This is a genomic window from Meridianimarinicoccus zhengii, assembly GCF_003254465.1.
Lineage (GTDB): Bacteria > Pseudomonadota > Alphaproteobacteria > Rhodobacterales > Rhodobacteraceae > Meridianimarinicoccus > Meridianimarinicoccus zhengii.
In genome coordinates, this window is the sequence record NZ_QDFI01000076.1 from 1 (window position 1) to 18,924 (window position 18,924).

18 protein-coding genes and 1 tRNA gene are annotated in these 18,924 nt (G+C 66.0%); 12 read left to right on the forward strand and 7 right to left on the reverse strand.

The window, feature by feature from the left end; all coding sequences use genetic code 11:
• Nucleotides 1–70: 70 nt before the first annotated feature.
• The 6 genes from DDE13_RS23010 (at nt 71) to DDE13_RS18385 (ending at nt 6,244) form a co-directional block, all read left to right on the forward strand.
• Entirely contained in the window at nt 71–2,893 is a 2,823-nt protein-coding gene (locus tag DDE13_RS23010) for a hypothetical protein (RefSeq protein WP_162631088.1), read from the forward strand.
• 143 nt (nt 2,894–3,036) lie between these two features.
• A complete protein-coding gene (locus tag DDE13_RS18365; protein ID WP_111405709.1) occupies nt 3,037–3,255 on the forward strand; it encodes a hypothetical protein in 219 nt (72 codons plus the stop codon).
• Nucleotides 3,252–3,749, forward strand: a complete 498-nt coding sequence (locus tag DDE13_RS18370) for a DUF2924 domain-containing protein (RefSeq protein WP_111405710.1) — start codon at nt 3,252–3,254, stop codon at nt 3,747–3,749. The genes DDE13_RS18365 and DDE13_RS18370 overlap by 4 nt, the downstream gene beginning before the upstream one ends.
• On the forward strand, nt 3,746–5,071 hold the full coding sequence (locus tag DDE13_RS18375) for a recombinase family protein (RefSeq protein WP_111405711.1): 1,326 nt from the start codon (nt 3,746–3,748) through the stop codon (nt 5,069–5,071). The genes DDE13_RS18370 and DDE13_RS18375 overlap by 4 nt, the downstream gene beginning before the upstream one ends.
• On the forward strand, nt 5,071–5,454 hold the full coding sequence (locus DDE13_RS18380) for a hypothetical protein (RefSeq protein WP_111405712.1): 384 nt from the start codon (nt 5,071–5,073) through the stop codon (nt 5,452–5,454). The genes DDE13_RS18375 and DDE13_RS18380 overlap by 1 nt, the downstream gene beginning before the upstream one ends.
• 127 nt (nt 5,455–5,581) lie before the next feature.
• Nucleotides 5,582–6,244: a hypothetical protein gene (locus tag DDE13_RS18385; protein ID WP_111405713.1), complete on the forward strand. Its 663-nt coding sequence runs from the start codon at nt 5,582–5,584 to the stop codon at nt 6,242–6,244.
• An 87-nt stretch (nt 6,245–6,331) separates the two neighbouring features.
• Here the strand turns inward: DDE13_RS18385 and DDE13_RS18390 are convergent, their stop codons facing one another.
• Both DDE13_RS18390 and DDE13_RS18395 read right to left on the reverse strand, forming a co-directional pair.
• Nucleotides 6,332–7,168, reverse strand: coding sequence for a DUF3883 domain-containing protein (locus tag DDE13_RS18390; RefSeq protein WP_111405714.1), 837 nt, complete (start codon nt 7,166–7,168; stop codon nt 6,332–6,334).
• A 388-nt stretch (nt 7,169–7,556) separates the two neighbouring features.
• Nucleotides 7,557–7,646 (reverse strand) — tRNA-Ser (locus DDE13_RS18395).
• Between the two features lie 670 nt (nt 7,647–8,316).
• On the opposite strand from DDE13_RS18395, the gene DDE13_RS18400 reads away from it, so the two are divergent.
• Nucleotides 8,317–9,003: a M48 family metallopeptidase gene (locus DDE13_RS18400; protein ID WP_111405721.1), complete on the forward strand. Its 687-nt coding sequence runs from the start codon at nt 8,317–8,319 to the stop codon at nt 9,001–9,003.
• A 165-nt stretch (nt 9,004–9,168) separates the two neighbouring features.
• Here the strand turns inward: DDE13_RS18400 and aroB are convergent, their stop codons facing one another.
• Nucleotides 9,169–10,341 carry a 3-dehydroquinate synthase gene (gene aroB, locus DDE13_RS18405; protein WP_111405715.1) on the reverse strand — a complete coding sequence of 391 codons (1,173 nt, stop codon included), beginning with the start codon at nt 10,339–10,341 and terminating at the stop codon, nt 9,169–9,171.
• The gene (locus tag DDE13_RS18410) at nt 10,313–10,900 is read right to left on the reverse strand and encodes a shikimate kinase (RefSeq protein ID WP_111405722.1); all 588 of its coding nucleotides are present in this window, start codon (nt 10,898–10,900) and stop codon (nt 10,313–10,315) included. Before DDE13_RS18410 ends, aroB begins: the two co-directional genes overlap by 29 nt.
• A gap of 138 nt (nt 10,901–11,038) precedes the next feature.
• On the opposite strand from DDE13_RS18410, the gene DDE13_RS23255 reads away from it, so the two are divergent.
• The 4 genes from DDE13_RS23255 to trmFO are packed head-to-tail and all read left to right on the forward strand — an operon-like array spanning nt 11,039 to nt 15,111.
• Nucleotides 11,039–11,206 (forward strand): hypothetical protein, encoded by a 168-nt coding sequence (locus DDE13_RS23255; RefSeq protein ID WP_222626137.1) that lies wholly within the window; start codon nt 11,039–11,041, stop codon nt 11,204–11,206.
• On the forward strand, nt 11,190–12,803 hold the full coding sequence (locus DDE13_RS18415) for a hypothetical protein (protein WP_162631089.1): 1,614 nt from the start codon (nt 11,190–11,192) through the stop codon (nt 12,801–12,803). The genes DDE13_RS23255 and DDE13_RS18415 overlap by 17 nt, the downstream gene beginning before the upstream one ends.
• A complete protein-coding gene (locus DDE13_RS18420; protein ID WP_111405717.1) occupies nt 12,800–13,756 on the forward strand; it encodes a tyrosine recombinase in 957 nt (318 codons plus the stop codon). The genes DDE13_RS18415 and DDE13_RS18420 overlap by 4 nt, the downstream gene beginning before the upstream one ends.
• Nucleotides 13,753–15,111, forward strand: a complete 1,359-nt coding sequence (trmFO, locus tag DDE13_RS18425; protein WP_111405718.1) for a methylenetetrahydrofolate--tRNA-(uracil(54)-C(5))-methyltransferase (FADH(2)-oxidizing) TrmFO — start codon at nt 13,753–13,755, stop codon at nt 15,109–15,111. Before DDE13_RS18420 ends, trmFO begins: the two co-directional genes overlap by 4 nt.
• 325 nt (nt 15,112–15,436) lie before the next feature.
• Here the strand turns inward: trmFO and DDE13_RS18430 are convergent, their stop codons facing one another.
• The 3 genes from DDE13_RS18430 to bcp all read right to left on the reverse strand — a co-directional run bounded on the left by DDE13_RS18430 (nt 15,437) and on the right by bcp (nt 18,043).
• Nucleotides 15,437–15,940, reverse strand: coding sequence for a bactofilin family protein (locus DDE13_RS18430; RefSeq protein WP_111405719.1), 504 nt, complete (start codon nt 15,938–15,940; stop codon nt 15,437–15,439).
• Nucleotides 15,930–17,252: a DUF5930 domain-containing protein gene (locus DDE13_RS18435; protein ID WP_235868770.1), complete on the reverse strand. Its 1,323-nt coding sequence runs from the start codon at nt 17,250–17,252 to the stop codon at nt 15,930–15,932. Before DDE13_RS18435 ends, DDE13_RS18430 begins: the two co-directional genes overlap by 11 nt.
• A gap of 329 nt (nt 17,253–17,581) precedes the next feature.
• The gene (gene bcp, locus DDE13_RS18440) at nt 17,582–18,043 is read right to left on the reverse strand and encodes a thioredoxin-dependent thiol peroxidase (protein ID WP_111405720.1); all 462 of its coding nucleotides are present in this window, start codon (nt 18,041–18,043) and stop codon (nt 17,582–17,584) included.
• Between the two features lie 125 nt (nt 18,044–18,168).
• Between bcp and DDE13_RS18445 the strand changes: the two genes are divergently transcribed.
• Nucleotides 18,169–18,924: hypothetical protein (locus tag DDE13_RS18445; protein ID WP_222626138.1), on the forward strand; the 756-nt coding region annotated here is incomplete at its 3' end.

Genomic DNA, 18,924 nt, shown 5'->3' on the forward strand with positions numbered 1-18,924 from the left:
ATGGGCTTCGTCTTCCTCGTCTCCGCCCTCGACTGGCTCAGATGAATGCAGACACGGCCTAGCGCGGAAATTGGCAGAGCGCCCTGCAGCCGTCCGACTGATCACGGTCGAGTATGACGTCCGCAGTGATCGTCCGGAAGAGACAGACGTTGTTCGCGTCGAAGCCGAAGGCTCCGACATTGTCGAAGCTCTACTTCGCCGTCGGCGCAACGATCTGTCCACGGGAGATGCTCGACGACTTGCCGAACTTGCTCAAGGTAACCCGAGGCTCGGCTTCGCACTGGCTCAGGCGATCCCCCACACTGGTAGCCTCACCGCATTCGATGACGCCGCCCTTTTTGACCGCTTGTTCTGGCAACGCGAGGAGCGAAATGAGGAGCTGGCTCGAGCCGCTGAGGTTCTATCGTTGGTCTACTCCTTTGAAGTGGACGGAGATGAGCAGCCGGATGAACTTCTCTTCTTGGGTTCGCTTGCAGAGTTGTCGCGGAGAGCAATGCATCGGCATGCTAGCACCCTGCTCGACAGGGGACTTGCACAAGCAAGAAGCAGATGGCGGGCAGTATTGCCCCACGCGCTTGCCAACCGTCTCGCCCGACAGGCGCTGAGATCAATCCCGTTCCGGAACATCGCCGACGGCTTTGCCGACAAACCGCGCCTCCGCCGGTCACTCGCTCGACGGCTCTCTTACCTTCACGAATGCGAAGAGGCTCGACGCATTGTGACCCGATGGATGGAGACTGGCGGACCGTTGCATGGTCCCACGCCGGATCTCCAGGTGCTCGAGGCAGTGTGCCATTTGGTTCCTGAAGATGCGCTCTACGTTGTCAATGCTATGGTCACCGCTATTACGGCGGCGCCAGAAGAATTCCTTCACTTAGACAGCTTGACCCGCATGATCGCGCGGATTGCACATTCTGAGGTCATGTTCCCTCAGGCTTGCGAAAGCCTCGTTTCGCTGGCCATTGCTTTTGACGAACAACGAGCCTCCAATGCAGATGATGTGCTGAGCAGTCTTTTTGGCCTGTATCTCTCCGGGACTCTGGCAAAGACGAAAGTCCGCGTACAGGTGGCAAGCCAGTATCTTCTCGCGAACGATGCGAACCAGAATTCGCGGGGGGTTAACATGCTCAAGTCGGCCTTGCGAACAGGCCACTGGTCTTCTTCGATCCTGTCATTCGATGACGCTCGCCCGGACTCTTTTGGATGGGAACCGCGTGGGACCCAGGTTGAAGACTGGTTCTCCAGGTGGTTGGACTTGGCAGCAGAAACTGCTCTGGCTGGACCGGTAGAAGTAAGAGACAGTGTTAGAAAAGCACTCTCCGACGAGATTGACGGAATCTGGCGGTGCGTACCAACTCTTCGCTCGAAAATCGATGCCATTGCGCGTCAGTTGCACGAAGAGACACCTTGGGTGGAGGGGTGGCATGCGCTCCGACGAATGCGATACCTGATAAATAAGCGTGGCTCGGAGCTTTCTACGGAAGACTCGGCGCTGCTGCAAAAGCTCATCGACGATATGGCCCCCACGGACCTTTCCGCCCGAGTGCGCGCCGAAACCGTACGTGGTTGGGACCTCGATTCCGAAGATGACGATCACAGGGCTGCTGAGGTCAGACGCGCCGAACGTTTGGAGCTCCTTGGACAAGAATTAGCAGCTTCCCCAGACGTGCTCCAAGCGATCGGGAGAGACCTGTTCGAGCATAAAGGCCGGCCTCTATACTCTCTCGGCATCGGCTTGGTTCAGGGAAATCGCGAACCGAGACGGACGTGGGAAATCCTACGCGATTTGTATTTGAGCGATCCCAACAAACCACAACAGGTTGGCTTTCTCTCAGGACTACTTCATCAGCTGGATGAGAGCAGCCCGGCAATTGCAGAAGCTATAAGGGCAGAGTGTCGCGAAACGCCTGCCCTCCGACGCATCTATTCAGTCTTTCTCCCTAAAGGCGTTCTTCCTGGGGGTGAATTTGACAACGTTGTTGAGATCGCTGGCGAAGCCGAAACCGCCGCGTGGCTACTACACGATATAGCTTGGCGTGAAGAGCGCGAACTGAATGACGAGCAGCGCGTTCAGCTTCTTCGGTCACTGCTGGGAAGGGAGGGTGGGGCACTTCTTGTGGTCGATGCTTTGCAAATGCTCGGGTTTGTTGAAAAGGGTTCGCGCGACGCCTGGCCGGACGAACTCAAGGCCACGGGGGTGGATGCGGTGATCACCATCCTAACGAATGAAACGATCAACTCGAATATTGATCATGACATAGCTGAGACGCTTTCGTATTGCATGCGGGGTGAAAGTTCTGTGCTAGCAGCCCGGTGCATGGATGCGATTATAGCGCGGGCAGCGCGGCGCTACGGCAGCACTTATGACGTGGAACGTACGCTTGCTGTATTGGCTCGCAAGTCGCCTCAGATCTTTCTTTCTAGACTGTTCCCGGATGGAGAGGACGGACCTTCAATCCGCCTTCGTAGCGGTTTAGATCGTGACTGTCTGATCCATGTACCAGTGGATCCACTGATCAAATGGTGCCAAGAAGATCCCACTCGCTGGGCCAAGGTTGCGCCAAACATCTCGCCATTCGCACGAGGCTCTCAAGATAACGATGAAGAAAGGGAGATCTCGGCCCAAGCTTTGGGTTTTCTCAACGCCGCACCGCGCCCTGAGGAAGTCGTGGAGGCCTATCTCGAATACCTCGCACCGATGAGCTGGTCCGGTAGCAGAGCGGATATCATGGAAAGCCGCTTGAAGAGTATCGAAACGCTAATCGACCATCCCGCACCAGAGGTTCGTCACAGCATCGTCCGTTTGGCTCCAGGGATTCGCGCGAGAATTGCTCGTATCCGCCAAGCCGAACAGGAGGAAGAGCGCGAGCGAGACCAACGATTCGAGTGGTGATCTTGATGCTAGTATCGTCTACGCATCGCGTCCGATCCGCTTCCTTTTGTTTCGCGTTCTTGCGACAACTCCCTGTTTAAGCTTGATATCTGTTATCGCGCGCGGCGAACACGGAGCAAACCGCCTCAGGAGGTTCGCTCCCAATGCCAAACGACATCGCCTTCGCGCCGCCCGCCGAGACGCTCACCACGGATGAGCGGCTGGCAGAACTGGCCACCATTCTCGCCGGCGCCATCGCGCGCACCAACCCACCGGAAACGAACGAGAATTCTCCGCTCGACGGAGACAGTTCGCTGGACATCCTCGCCCTGAGACGCCGTCGTCGGAGACAGGTTCGCAACCGAGTTGGAGACGACACATGAGGAAGAATACAAGGAAATCAGGCACGAAGGCCGCGCCCGCGCCCCAAGCGGAGAGGAACGACGTCCTGGCCGAACTGACGGCGCTGAAGGCGATGACGGTGCCTGAACTGCAGGAGAAGTGGCAGGCCATCTTCGGAGAGCGCGCGCCCAACGCCAGCCGCGGCAACCTCGAGCTTCGGCTCGGCTACCGCATCCAGGAACTGGCCCATGGCGGGCTGCGCCGCGATACGCGCCGAACGCTCGATGCACTGGCCGACGAGGTCTTGAGCGGCAAGCTGGGCGGCATGGTGGCGGATCCGCGCAAGCCAGCGCCCGGCACGAAGCTCATCCGCGAGTGGGGTGGCGAGGAGCACATGGTCACCGTTCTGGCGGACGGCTTCGAATGGCAAGGCCGGCGCTTCAAGTCCCTCTCGGCCGCGGTCCGGGCGATCACCGGAGCGCACTGGAATGGCTGGCGCTTCTTCGGACTCGACCAGACCGGAGGCACCCGATGACCAGAGAGACCCAGACAGCCCCGGCGCGCCGCCTGCGCTGCGCCGTCTACACCCGCAAGTCGAGCGAGGAAGGGCTTGACATGGAGTTCAACAGCCTCGACGCGCAGAGGGAGGCCTGCGAGGCATACGTCGCCAGCCAGCGCGCCGAGGGGTGGGCCTGCCTGCGCGAACGCTATGACGATGGCGGTGTCTCGGGCGGCACGCTGGACCGCCCCGCGCTGAAGCAGCTGATCGCCGATGTCGAGGACGGGCTGATCGACGTGGTCGTGGTCTACAAGATCGACCGCCTCAGCCGCGCGCTGATGGACTTCTCGAAGCTGGTGGAGATCTTCGACCGCCACGGGGTGACGTTCGTCTCGGTCACGCAGTCGTTCAACACGACCACGTCGATGGGCCGTCTGACGCTGAACATCCTGCTCAGCTTTGCCCAGTTCGAGCGCGAGGTGATCGGCGAGCGGATTCGCGACAAGGTCGCCGCCTCGAAGAAGAAGGGCATGTGGATGGGTGGCTACGTGCCGCTTGGCTACGACGTGGTCGACCGCAAGCTGATCGTGAACGAGGCCGAGGCTGCGCAGGTCCGCACCATGTTCGAGCTCTTCGCGCGCTCCGATTCCACCGCCGCCGTGATCCGGGAGCTGAACGCGCGCGGCATCCGGTCCAAGCGGGGCCGGCCCATCGACCGCGGGGCGCTCTACAAGCTGCTGCACAACCGCATCTACCGCGGCGAGATCACCCACAAGGACGAGACCTATCCCGGCGTGCATGAGCCCATCGTCGACGTGGAGCTGTGGGACGCCGCCCACGCCGTGCTGGCCGGCAACCGGAACCAGCGCGCCGGGCGCACACGGAGCACCGAGCCGGCGCTGCTGCGCGGGTTGATCTTCACTGCGACCGGCGCCGCGATGACCCCGCACCACACAAAGAAGGGCAACAGGCGGTACTGCTACTACGTCTCGATGGACGTCATCCAGAAGCGGCCAACAGCCGAGTTGCGCGGCCCCCAGCGGCTCCCGGCGGCCATGGTGGAGGAAGCGGTCATCGGAGAAATCCGGCGGCTGCTGCGCACGCCGGAGATCATCGCGCGGACGGCACGTGCCCTGAAGAAGGAGCGGCCCGACCTCGACGAGAGCACCGTAACCGCGGCGCTCACGCAGTTCGACGATCTCTGGAAGGCGCTGATCCCGGCCGAGCAGGCCCGCGTTGTCCAGCTTCTCGTGGCGCGCGTTACGGTGGGCGAGGACGGGCTCGATATCGACCTGCGCCATGACGGACTCGGCGCGCTGGCGAGCCTGATGGCGCCCACGCGGGAGGACGCCGCCTGATGCCCGCGAACGACACGATCCGCGTCCACATCCCGCTCACGGTCCGCAAACGCGGTGGCCGGCCGCGCATCCTGCCGCCGCGGGATATCGAGACTTCGGACCCGCCGCCGGGACAGGACCCCCGCGTGCTCCGCGCGATCGGCCGGGCGTGGGCGTGGCGGCAGCGCATGGAGCGCGGCGAGATCACCACCATTGCCGATCTCGCGGCCGAGGAAGGCCTCTCCGACCGCTATATCAGCCGCCTCCTGCGCCTCGCATGGCTTTCGCCGGACGTCCTTGAACGGATGGTCGTGCGCCGCGAGCCCTGCGCGATCAGCCTCTACGACCTGTGCTTCGTCGCGTCCCTACCATGGGACGAGCAGCCGGCGCGGGTATTCGACTGATAGAGAGCGCCCGAGTCGATCCTTCAAAGTAAAAGTCCTTTTCTGCCGCCAGATTGCCGCCTACCGTCGCATCAAAGGCCATGATAGGTCTCGCAGCAATCGGACACCCGGAAGTATTTCTCGGTTCATGAACAGATACTATCAAACCCTCGCTCGGATCGGCTTTGGCCTGGCGGCCATGGCGATGCTGGTGTGGTTCTTATGGCCAAGTAGTACGTGGCAATTTGAACCTGAGCCGTTCTTCGGTTTTGGCGTTGCTTTCGTTGTCTGGGCTTTCTCTGAGTTCAAACTGAGCGAGGAGGTTATCTATCGGGCGTCCACGCCCAATGACATTCGGTTCGGTCGGGAGATTTTTGCTTATGGCACATGGAACTTCCGGGAGCTTCTGAAGGACCACGATTATCATCGCGGGATCCACCCACGATTTCTGACTGAGGCATCATTCCTTGTCAGCGAGACAGAGCTAGGTATCGCCCACTTTCAGGACAAAAAGGTACATAAGAAGTATCGTGACTTCGCTGATCGCCTCAAAGCATTCGTGGATTATTTTGGCATGCACTCTTCTCCGGAGAGGTTCGGCAGCGTTACGTTACAGTCGGTAATCCCCGCAAACCAATTCGACGAGATGAATGTTGCGCAACACCATCAATCCGAGATCAACGAGGTGAACCGACTGGCGACTGAAGCTTGGAAGGCCCTCGTTCCTCTGATTTCAGAGATTAAGGAGCGCATTCCTGAGGTTTTTGACGAACCAATCAAGGGTGGCTGGATAAGGAGCCCTGACGAATAGGCCCGTGACGGTTCAACAAGACTCCTTTGAATGGTCGGGCTCACCTTTACGAGGCGATCAAACCTCGGCGGCCTTCTACGAAACTGTTTAATTGAAGCTGGCCTGAAACGAAGTCGGGGTCAGCGAGACATGCGCATCGAGCGGCGGGTGCAGCTCGAACGCCCTCGGCTCGCGCGAGAAATTCCACATCCGGAATAGACACCAGTCCGTGCGCCGTTCGTCGGCAACAGCCAGTTCGTTCCGCGTGATGTGGAAAGGCGTCCGCTCCCAGCCGTTCGTCGTCTTCACCTCGATCAAGCGCGGCCGGCCATCGGGCGCATAGCTGGCGATGTCATATCCTGCGCCATCGCCGTCCTCCTCCGAGACCCAGCGGACCTTGCGCGCCAAATCATCCCGACCCGCGGCCTTCAACGTGGCGTGCTCGTGCGCGAGAACGCGCTCCTCACCCGCACGGCCAAGCGCACGATTGCGTCGGTCCCGCCCCGCCACGTCGAACTTCCTGGCGATGTGCAGCATCTGCTCCAGCTCCTGCGGCGGAGGCTGGTTGGAGAGCGTCGGCGGAGGACCGATCCAGATCTGAGCCGCCTCGCGCATGCCGGTCGCGGGACGATGGTTTGGAACACGAAGCGTCCACTCCGGATGGGAATTCAGCCACGCAACGACTGCGTACTCGAGTGAGCCCTGGAAATTGAAGGCGGGCTTGTAGCCGGGGATCCAGTCCTCGCCGAGCCCCTTCAGCACCGCGCTGATGTTCTGGTGCTTGAACTCGACCGATCCCTCCGACCGGTCGTTCAGCAGTGGCAGGAGGGCCCGGCGATGCTCGGCCTTGCTGTAGCGGCGCCCGGCGATGTCGTCGGCCAGCATCGCGAAGTAATCCGCGACGATCAGATCGTTTTCTTCATCGGTCCAGGGGCCACTCGCCATGCCGCCAGGCTAGAGGCGCGATGTGCGTTTGTCATCAAAGGCTTCCCTGAGCCCGTCGCCGATTGATCCGCCACCGCTACGCGCCGTTCGTCCAGCGCACCCATCGGCTACGCCTCCTGCATGTTCGGTCTCTGTTCCGCTTGATAGCGATGGAAACAGGGCGCGCAGTTTTGGCGGGATTGCGAGTCAGGCCATTGGAAAAGCGAGGAAAATTCCGACCGAACCGAAATCGGCGCGGTTCGCTCGACCAGAGACGAGAGGCCATTCAGAGACGGAAATCGCCGCGCACCCGTGTCTCAGAGGTTCGCATCCATCCGGCAAACACCTTTGAAAACAGGAGAAATTCCGCCTCTGGCGAGCGACCTGAACGGGTTCGCAATGGTGATGGTGGCGGAGAGACAGGGATTCGAACCCTGGAGACGGTTTCCCGCCTACACACTTTCCAGGCGTGCGCCTTCGACCACTCGGCCACCTCTCCGTGGTGCGCGTGATAGCCGGGCTTTGGGTTTGAATACAAGGGGGCGTATATCGATATCTGGATGCAAGAGTCGGCTGGCGGGGGCACTTGTCTGACAGGGCTAGCATCAACGCCGATACCGGGCTTCTTCGCACCGAAACAGGTGCCTGGGAACGTAATCTGGAACGGCTCGGCCAAAGCGATGACGGTTTCGGATGTCGCGCCGTCTGGCCGCGGAGGAAATCGGCTCCCTGGGGAAGCGGGCGAATCGCTCCGAATACCGGCTCGCAAGAGACCCAAGCTGAAGCGTTTTGCCGCATTCCCCATCAAGGCCCGCGCGCCAGCGCCGCAAGACCGCCCCAAACCCGGCTCATGAAGTCCCTCCCTTCCGAGTGCCGCACCGGACGCTCTGACCGGCGGGGGGCGCGATGTCCGCGGACCGGCGGGATGGCACGGCGCAAAACGCACGCACACCGTGGCCCGAGCGGTCGGCCCGGCGCCTTGCCGCGCGGCGAGCCCCTCCCCCGCTTGGTGCCGCTGGAAAAGGTCGATCGTGCCGCGCCACGGTTGCGCCAACCAAGATCCCACGTGGCCAAGGCCAGGCCATGGCCCGCTGCCCGACGGCATCTGCGGGATCACGATCGGTGATCCGGTCCTTGCCGCGGGGGGCGCCGCACGCCATCTCTTGGCCATGTTGAAGCTCACCCCGATCCTTCTGGCCGTGCTCTACGGGCTGGCAATGTACGCCTTCTCGGCCTTTCGCACCAAGCGCGAACTGGACGCGCGATCCACCGACCTCGTGGACCCCGGCCTGAGCCGCGAGATCGACCGGCTTGCCCGCGCGCTCGACCTGCCCCGGATCAAGGTGCGGCTCTACGAAATCGACCCGGTGAACGGCCTCGCCGCCCCCGACGGACGCATCTTCATCACGCGCGGGTTCTACAACCGGTATCGCGCGGGCGACGTGAGCGCGCAGGAACTGGCCAGCGTCATCGCGCATGAACTGGGGCACGTGGCGCTGGGGCATACGCGCAAGCGGCTGATCGATTTTTCGGGGCAGAACGCTGTACGCACGGCGCTGGCGCTGGTTCTGTCGCGGTTCCTGCCGGGGGTGGGCGTGTGGATCGCCAACGGGCTGGCCACGCTGCTGGCCGCGCGGCTGTCGCGGAACGACGAATTCGAGGCCGACGCCTATGCGACCGCCTTGCTGATCAAGGCGGGGATCGGCACCGCACCGCAGATCAGCCTGTTCCGCAAGCTCGACGCGCTGACCAAGGGGGGCACGGGCACGATGCCCGCGTGGTTCCTGAGCCACCCGAAGACCGACCAGCGTATCGCGGCGATTGAAGCGAACGAGGCGCGCTGGACCGAGGCTTGAACAGTGCGGCCACGGCACGGCGCTGACGGACCCAGGCCGGCATCGCGATGGGCGACCGCAATCGCCGATCGGCCCCGCTCTGGCTCCAGGCGCCGGGGCGTCGCCGCCACGGAATACAGGCGGCTGAAGCCGTAACGCCGCGGGATCACGCGTGCCGCCGCAGGGTCAGCGCGGCCCGGCGAGCCGCCCGGCCAGCGCGTCCTCCATCAGGACATGCAGCCGGTCGGCCGGCACGTCGTCGGCAACGAAGGCCCGCCCGATCCCGCGCGCGAGGATGAAGCGCAGCTTGCCGTCCACGACCTTCTTGTCCTGCCCCATCAGCGCGATCAGCGCCTCGGCATCCGGCAGGTCGCCCGGGATGTCGCGCAGGTCGCGCTTCATGCCCATCGCGGCAAGATGCGCGCGCAAGCGCGAGGGGTCCTCCTGGCTGCACAGGCCCAGTCGCGCGGACAACTCGAAGGCCAGCGCGCAGCCGATTGCCACCCCTTCGCCATGCAGCAGCCGGTCGGAATAGCCCGTCGCGGCCTCCAGCGCATGGCAGAACGTGTGCCCGAGGTTCAGGAGCGCCCGGTCCCCCTGCTCGGTTTCGTCCCGCACGACGATCTCGGCCTTCATCTCGACCGACCGCCGGACGGCGGTTTGCCGCGCGGCCCGGTCGCCCGATGCCATGGCCGGTCCATGCGCTTCCAGCCAATCGAAGAAGGCCGCGTCGCCCAAAAGCCCGTATTTCACCACCTCGCCATAGCCGGCAAGGAAATCCCGCGCGGGCATGGTATCGAGCACCGCCGTATCCGCCAGCACGAGGCTGGGCTGGTGGAACGCGCCGACCAGGTTCTTGCCTTGGGGCGCGTTGATCCCAGTCTTGCCTCCGACCGAACTGTCCACCTGTGCCAGCAGGCTCGTGGGGATCTGCACGAAGCGCACGCCGCGCCGCAGGACCCCCGCGGCAAACCCAACCAGGTCGCCGATCACCCCGCCTCCGAGCGCCACGACCACATCGCGCCGTTCGATCTTTTCGGCCAGCAGCCACTCGACGGTGCGGGTGAATTCCGGCCAGCCCTTCGTTCCCTCGCCCGGCGGCAGTGCCAGCATCACCGACGCGATCCCGGCGGACTCGAGCGCCGTGCGCAGGGCGTCGCCATGAAGCGCCGACACGGTTGCGTCGCTGACGATGGCCACGCGCGGGCGCGCCAGCCTCGGCGCGATTTCGGCACCGGCCCGCCCGATCAGCCCCGCCCCGATGCGCACGTCATAAGCGCGGTCACCCAGGGGCACATGCACCGTATCGATCCGCGCAGCGGTCACGGGATCAACTGTTGCGGGTTCGGTTGTCGGCATGGGAGCGGACCTTGTCGCGGGGCGTCAGCACGTCGGAACGCTGCACCAGCGCCTCCAGCACCGCATCGGCCGTGTCATCGATGGAGTAGGTGGAAAACGCCTGCACCTGCACGGGGGCGAGCGCATAGACCGGAACGCGCGCCTCGTAGAGTTCGCGCAGGGTCTCGAACGGGTTCCCGGTCTGCAGAAGCGGCCGCGTGTTTCGGTGGCGCACCCGTGCCCAGAGCAGGTTCAGTTCGGCCCGCAGCCAGACCGCGACGCCATGCGCCGCGATCAGGTCCCGGTTGCGCGGCGCAAGGAACGCCCCGCCGCCGGTGGACAGCACGCAAGGCGCCCCCTGCAACAGCCGCGCCAGCACGGCGGTTTCCTTTTCCCGGAAGAACGCCTCGCCATGGTCCCGGAAGATCTCGGCGATGGTGCGGTTGGCGGCGCGTTCGATTTCCTCGTCCTGGTCAACGAAGGCAACACCCAGCTTGCGCGCCAGCACCGTGCCCACCGCGGTCTTGCCCGCGCCCATCATGCCCACCAGCACGACAGTCTTGTGAAGCTGATACGGCACGCCCGGTCCCACCCTGAAAATATTCCGTCTCTATGACGTGAATTCCGGACCGATCCCATATAGAATATCGGGAACGGGGTCAAAATCCCCGGCGGGTCCATGTTCGTCGGGACACCAACAGGCAAGAGGCCGGGCAAGATGCGTATCGTCAAACTCCTCGCGGCACTGGTGCTGCTGGCAGGGGCCGGGCTTGTGGCCTTTGCCTATCTGGGCGATCTCAGCCCCCAGCGGAACGAGACCCGCATTCCCGTGGTCCTGGATGGGGCTTCGGACGGCGGGGATACGGCAGGTGCCGATGGGTCGTGAGCGCCGCCTTCGCCCGGCGCTGCTGGCAGTGATGCTGTCAGCGGGCGCAGCGCAGGTTGCGGCGCAGGGCGGGCCGGTCGAGGCTGCGACGGGCGATCCGCACAGACTGGCCGCGCAGGATGTCGGGCGACCCCTGTCCGCCATTCCGTGGCTGTCCGAGACGCTGGACCGGCCGGATACGCCGCAGGTGCGCCCCCCGATCGCAACGCCCGAGGTGCCGCCCGCCAGTGCAGCGCCCGCGCCCGACGGGATCACGGTCACGCCGCTGGGCGGACCGGACCGCGCGGCGACCGGGCTGCTGCCGCCTGATCGGGCCGGGCTGCCCGCGGATCTGTGGCAGGGCAGCGCGCCAGCCACGCTGGCCGATACGCTGCGCGCCATGCCCCTGCACCGCCACCCTGCCCTCGCCGATGCCTTTGCCCGGCTCGTGCTGGTGGAGGCCGCGCCGCCGCGCGGTGCAGGCGACGCGCTGCTGCTGGCGCGGGTCGATGCGCTCTTGCTGCGCGGGGCGCTGGAACCGGCACGGGCCCTGCTGGAACGCGCAGGGCCCGACACGGCGGACCTGTTCCGGCGCTGGTTCGACATCCTGCTGTTGGAAGGGACGGAAGACCGCGCCTGCGCCACGCTCGCTGCCCGGCCCGAACTGTCGCCCAACTATGAAACGCGGGTGTTCTGTCTTGCGCGCGGGGGGCGCTGGCACACCGCTGCGCTGACGCTGGAGACGGCGACCGCGCTGGGGCGCGTGACGCCCGAAATGCGCGACCTGCTGGCGCGGTTCCTCGATCCCGACCTGTTCGAAGGCGAGCCCCTGCCCGACCTGCCCGACCCCGTCACGCCCCTGCGGTTCCGCCTGCTGGAGGCGGTGGGCGAACCAGTGCCGACGCTTCACCTGCCGCTGGCCTTCGCACAGACCGACCTGCGCCACATCATCGGCTGGAAATCCCGGATCGAGGCGGCCGAACGGCTTGCCCAGGCGGGGGCGCTGGCACCGAACCGGCTGCTGGGCATCTATACCGCCCGACCGCCCGCCGCGTCAGGCGGTGTCTGGGACCGGGTGACCGCAATCCAGGCGTTGGACATCGCGCTTGTGTCGGGACAGCCCGATGCGGTGGCGACCCGCCTGCCCGCCGCCCATGACGCCATGCGCGACGCCGGGCTGGAAGCCGTCTTCGCCCAGCTCTTCGGCGCGCGGCTGGTGCGGCTGGCGCTGCCACCGCGCAGCGCCGCCAACGCGCAGGCGCTGGCGCTGATCGCCGGTGAACCCGTGCCCGCACGGACCGAGGGGCTGGATCCGCGGCTCGCCTTTGCCGCGGCACTCGCGCGGAACGAACCGCCAACGGTGGCGGCTCCCGATGCGCTCGCCTCCGCGCTGCGGGCCGGGCTGGCGGCAGACCTGCTGCCGGACCGCCACGCGCCGCTCGTCGCGCGCAAGCGACTGGGCGAGGCGCTTCTGGCCGCGCTCGATACGCTGGCGGCAGGGCGCAGCGCCGACCCGGAAAACGCGGGCGACGCCGTGGCACTGCTGGCCCATGCCGGTCTGGATGATCTGGCGCGGCAGGCGGCGGTGCAGATCCTGCTGATGGAGCCCGCACCATGAGCCACGCCTGGATTTCCCGCTTTCTCGAAGCACAGGCCGCCGAACTCGACGCGGCAGAGAACACGCAGCTTGCCTATGGCCGCGACCTGAAGGATTTCGACGTCTGGCTTGCCGCGCGCGGCGGCAGTTTCGCCAGCGCCGACCGTGCTGCGATCGAAGCCTATCTCGCCCATTGCGAGGCGCAGGGGCTGGCGCGGGCGACGCGGGCGCGCAGGCTCGCGTCGATCCGGCAACTCTACCGCTTCGCCTTCGACGAAGGGTTGCGCGGCGACAACCCGGCGATCCGCATCCGCGGCCCCGGCAAGGCACGCAGCCTGCCCCACAGCCTGACCGAGGCGCAGGTCGGCGCCATGCTGGACCGCGCGCCCCACCATGGCCGGACCGAAGCCGACCGGGTGCGCCTGACCGCGATGATGGAACTGCTCTACGCCACCGGCCTGCGCGTGACCGAGCTTGTCAGCCTCCCCGTCGCCGCCGCGCGGGGCGCGCCGCAGGTCATGCTGGTCCGCGGCAAGGGGCGCAAGGAACGCATGGTGCCGCTGACTGACAGCGCGCGTGCAGCACTGGCGCGGTGGCTGCCCCTGCGCGATGCCGCCGATGCACTGGCCGTCAAACGGGGCGCGCGCCCATCGCCCTTCCTGTTCCCGAGCCGCGCGAAAGCTGGACACGTGACACGACAGTCGTTCTTCCTGACGCTCAAGGCGCTGGCGGCGGAAGCCGGGATCGACCCGACCAACGTGACCCCCCACACCCTGCGCCATGCCTTCGCCACGCATCTGCTGGAACACGGCGCGGACCTGCGCGCGATCCAGATGATGCTCGGCCATGCCGACCTGTCGACGACCGAGATCTATACCCATGTGGTGGAAACCCGGCTGCGGGCGCTTGTGTTCGACCACCATCCACTGGCAGACACCGGGATCACGGAACAGGAACGGGAGCCGCACCCATGACAGACACACTGCACATCGTCGGCGGCGGCATGGCCGGGGCCGAAGCCGCGTGGCAGGCCGCGAACGCCGGCGTGCCCGTCGTCATCCACGAGATGCGCCCGAGCGTGGGCACCTTCGCCCACCGCACAGGGGATCTGGCCGAAATGGTCTGTTCCAACTCCTTCCGCAGCGACGACGACGAACAGAACGCCGTGGGCCTGCTGCACTGGGAAATGCGCGCCGCGGGTGGCCTCATCATGCAGATGGCCGATGCCCATGCCCTGCCCGCGGGTGGCGCGCTGGCGGTGGACCGCGACGCCTTCGCCCGCGCCGTGACCGACCGTCTGCGCGCCCATCCGCTGGTGTCGGTCGAAGGGGCCGAGATCACCACGCTGCCCGACACCGGCCACTGGATCATCGCCACGGGCCCGCTGACCTCGGGCGCGCTGGCCGCCGCGATCCGGGCCGAGACGGGGGCCGAGGCGCTGGCGTTCTTCGACGCCATTGCGCCCATCGTCCATTTCGACAGCATCGACCTGTCGAAGGCGTGGTTCCAGTCCCGCTACGACAAGGGCGAGACCGAGGAGCAGCGCACGGCGTACCTGAACTGCCCCATGGACCGGGACCGGTATGAGGCGTTCATCGACGCGCTGCTCGCCGCCGAAAAGACGGAGTTCAAGGAGGGCGAGACGGCGGGCTATTTCGACGGCTGCCTGCCGATCGAGGTGATGGCCGAACGGGGCCGCGAAACCCTGCGCCACGGGCCGATGAAACCCGTGGGCCTGACGAACCCGCACCAGCCGGACGTGAAGGCGCACGCCATTGTGCAGCTGCGCCGGGACAACGCGCTGGGAACGCTCTACAACATCGTGGGGTTTCAGACCAAGATGAAGTATGGCGCACAAACCGCTGTTCTAAGGATGATTCCGGGGCTGGAGAACGCGCGCTTCGCCCGGCTGGGCGGCATCCACCGGAACACCTTCATCAACTCGCCCACGCTGCTCGATGGCCAGATGCGGCTGCGGTCGCGCCCGCATGTCCGTTTTGCCGGGCAGATCACCGGGGTCGAGGGTTATGTGGAAAGCGCGGCGATGGGGCTGCTGGCCGGGCGTCTGGCCGCGGGGGATATCCTCGGGCGGCCCGTCGCATCCCCGCCGCCAGAGACGGCGACCGGGGCGCTTGTGACGCACATAACTGGCGGGGCCGAGGCGAAGACCTTCCAGCCCATGAACGTGAATTTTGGCCTGTTCCCGCCCGTGGACCTGAAGGGCGGCCGCCGCAACCGCCCCGCGCGCTACAAGGCCTATACCGACCGCGCCAAGGCCGCGTGGCTGGACTGGCTGGATGCGGCACCGGCGGCGCAGGCGGCCGAATGAGACAAGGAAAGCACGCTCTGACCCAGGGTGACCTTTCCTCGGAAGCTGTCGATCATCGCTTGCGACAACAACAATGAAGACATTTCTATCGGCAGCGCGTGCCGTTGTATTTCTACCCCTGTGATGGGTGGAGACGGCCTTCGTTGCGCTGCAAGCGTTCCTCGGGCGGACCATGGTGGTGCCCGTGCCGGGCTGTGCGACGTGCCATCTGTATCGCGCGGCACTGGACTGATGCCGACGCTCTGACGACCGACCGCTGAACCTCAACGACCTGCGCGCCCGGCTATGCAGGCGCGCGTGCATGATCCCGCGGGGCGACGGGGGGTCAGTCGGTCTTGTCGTCCTTCTCGGCCGGCTTCGGGGCGGCGATCGCCTTTTGCGGCGCGCCGGATTTCAGCGGATCGTCCTGCCGCTGCACCGAACCTTCGAAATGGGCACCGCTTTCGATGGCGATGGTCTTGTGGATGATGTCGCCCTCGACCTTCGCCGACGAGGTCAGCCGGACCTTCAGCCCGCGCACGCGCCCGATCACATGGCCGTTTACCACGATGTCGTCCGCCACGATCTCGCCCCGGACCACGGCGCTTTCGCCCACGGTGAGCAGATGGGCGTAGACGTCGCCTTCGATCGTGCCTTCCACCTGGATATCGCCCGAGGTCTTGATGTTGCCGGTGATCGTCAAGTCGGAGGACAACATCGACGCCGGCGGCTTGGCCTTGGGGGCCGGTGGTGCCGCGGCGGGTGCCTGCGGCGCGGTGGCGCGGGTGTCGGGTGCGGCGCGGTCGCCTTCGGCGGGTCGGCCCTCGGGGGGGCGGTTCTTAGAAAACATCGCTGGCAGCCTTGATATAGGTCATCGGGTTCACCGGTTCGCCGTTCACGCGGACCTCGTAATGCAGATGCGTGCCCGTCGAACGACCGGAATTCCCCATACCACCGATCAGATCCCCGCGCGAGACCCTTTGGCCGACCTCGACGGTCATTTTCGACAGGTGGGCGAAGCGGGTCTCTATGCCGAAGGCGTGTTCGATCTTCACCAGCCGTCCGTATCCCGATTGCCAGCCCGCATGGGTCACCACCCCGTCGGCACTGGCGTAGATCGGCGTGCCGTAGGCCCCCGCCCAGTCCATCCCCGCATGAAGCCGGTTCCCGCCGCGGATCGGATCGCGCCGGTAGCCGAAGCCCGATGTGCGCCGGACCGATGCCTGCACCGGCTGGGCGAAGGGCACCTTGTCCGCCGCGATGCGGTAGAGGTTCAGCTCGTCCATCTGGCGCAGGATCGCGTCGGCGCGCAGCACGGCCGGATCGGGGGCGGGACCCTTGGTGGACATGGCGATGGGCGTCAGCGGACCACCCATGCCGGAATACTGGCGGCGCATCTGGCGCAGGATGTTTTCGGGCGGCAGGCCCACGTCGCGGAACATCTTGCCCAGCGGTTCCATCGCCAGCACGACGGCTTCTTCAAGCTGGGCGAAGATGCGGTCGTTGGCTTCTTGCTTCAGCGCGAGCGCATGTTCCAGTTCCGCGCGTTCCGCCTGCGCCGCGCGGGCGCGTGCTTCGGCCGCGACACGTTCGCCCGCAGCTTCGTTCAGCGCGCGCGACAGGAAGGCCACGGTGGTTTCCGCCTCGTCGCTGCGCCGTTCCAGCGCGGCCCGTCCGGCGGTTTCGCTGTCGCTCGCAAGGGCGGCGATCCGTTGCCGGGCCGCGTCCCGGTCGGCCAGCGCCTCCACCAGAATGCGCTGCACCGCCGCCCGGCCTTCTTCAAGTTCGGAAATGCGCAATTCGGTGTCGAGCAGCCGGTCCTGGTATTCCGCCAGCGCGGCCAGCGCGGTGTCGTAGCGTTCCTGCGCCTCGAGCGCGGCAACGCGATGGGCGTCACGTTCCGCCGCCAGCGTCTGAAGCCGTTCCTCGTAGAACATCTGTTCGTTGCGCGCGGCATCGCGCGGCCCGCCGCCTTGCACAAGTTCGATCACGAGGAACGAAGTGGCCGTCACCGACCAGGCCACCAGTGCCAGGGCACCTGCCCCTGCCAGAAGCTGCTGGCGCGGTCCGATCCGGAAGAACCGCGTCCCGCTGTCGGATTTCACGAAGATCCGCTGTTCCGGTAAAAGCCGGTGGATCAGCCGGGGGCGCGGCGCGGGCAGCGCCGTTGTCGCCGCGAAACCCTTGGAGCATGCGTTATGCCCGCCATCCTCGTCCGCCTGATCCCGTCCGATCGCCGCCGCGTCCTGTCCCGTCACTCCGATCCCCGCTCTCGGCCTGTCCGGCGTCTTTGCCTGCGCCGTGTTCTGCTCGCCTTGCGATAGACCGGGCGCTCCGTCTTGGCAAGGAAGCGGCGCCCAGGGTCGGGGTTTGCAGCCTTGACGGGCTGCAAAACTGGCGAGTTTCCGCCGAAACCGCTCGGAACTGCGCAGGATCGGACCGGACCGCGCCCCGCGCGATCCCGGACGCCGCGCCTGGTGCGGGGCGGGACCTAGAGCGCCTTGACGGCTTCCAGCACGGCCTCGGCATGGCCGGGCACCTTCACCTTGCGCCAGACCTTGCGGATCGTGCCGGTGCCGTCGATCAAGAAGGTCGCGCGTTCGATCCCCATGTAGGTCTTGCCGTACATCTGCTTCTCGACCCAGACGCCGTAGCGTTCGCACACATCCCCGTCTGCGTCGGACAGAAGCCCCACGCCCAGGTCGTGCTTGGCGCGGAACTTGACGTGCTTGGCGACCGTGTCCTTGGAAAGGCCGTAGACCACCGCGCCGGCCGCTTCGAAATCGGCGATATGCCCGGTAAAGGCGATGGCTTCCTTGGTGCAGCCGCTCGTGTCGTCCTTCGGGTAGAAATACAGCACCACGCTGCGCCCGCGCAGGTCGCTGAGCGTGACATCGTCGCCGCCATCCTGCGGCAGGGTGAAATCGGGGGCTGTTGCGCCTTCGTCGAGCATCGGTGTCCCTGTCTGTTGTTCTGGTCTCGTGCCGTGTGCGACGTTCTAGCGCCGTGGCGCGAATGTCCAGTGATCGCCGCCGGTTGCGCCTGTGCGCAGCGCCGGGCTTGGGCTAGGCTCCGCGCATGTGGATGATCCGCCTTTGCCTCTGGTGCGCGCATGGCTGCGTGGTCTGGGCCGTGCGGCTGTCGCTTGTGGCGGCGCTGGCTGCGGGAATCGTTGTCTGGGCCGCCCATCACGCGCCGGTCGCCCTGCCCGCCGCGGCGGTGGCGGGGTTGGAAAAGGTGCTGAGCCGGCGTGCCGGGCGCGCGGGCCTTGGCGTGACGCTCGACGGTGCCGAGATGGCGCTGCGCGGCGGGCTGGTCCCCGCGTTGTCGCTGCAGGGCGTATCGGTGCGTGCCCAGGACGGCCCCGTTTTGATGGCGCTAGACCGGACGGAGGTCGTGTTCTCGCGCCGCGCGGCACTGGTCGGGACCGTGGCGCCGGTGGCGATCACCGCGCGCGGGCTGGGCCTGCGGCTCGACCGGGATGCGGCGGGCAGGATCAGCCTGAGACTGGGAGACGCGGCGCTGGTGGAAGCGGCACCGGACCCTGCCGCGGCGGTCGACCGGCTTCGCGCGGTGCTGGACAGCCCGGCGCTGGCCGGGTTGCGTCGGGTGGGCCTGGAGGACGTGACGCTCGATCTGCGCGATGCCGTGGAGGGCCGGGTAATCCGCGCGGGGGGCGGGACGCTGCGGCTGGACCGGACCGGACCGGATCTCGAACTCGACATGGTGCTCGGGATGCTGGGCGGCGACGCTGCGGCTGCCGGTGGGGCGACCGTGCGGATCGCGGTGCCGGGTGCGGGCATGGCCGCGGAGCCGCGCGCCGCCGATGCGCCG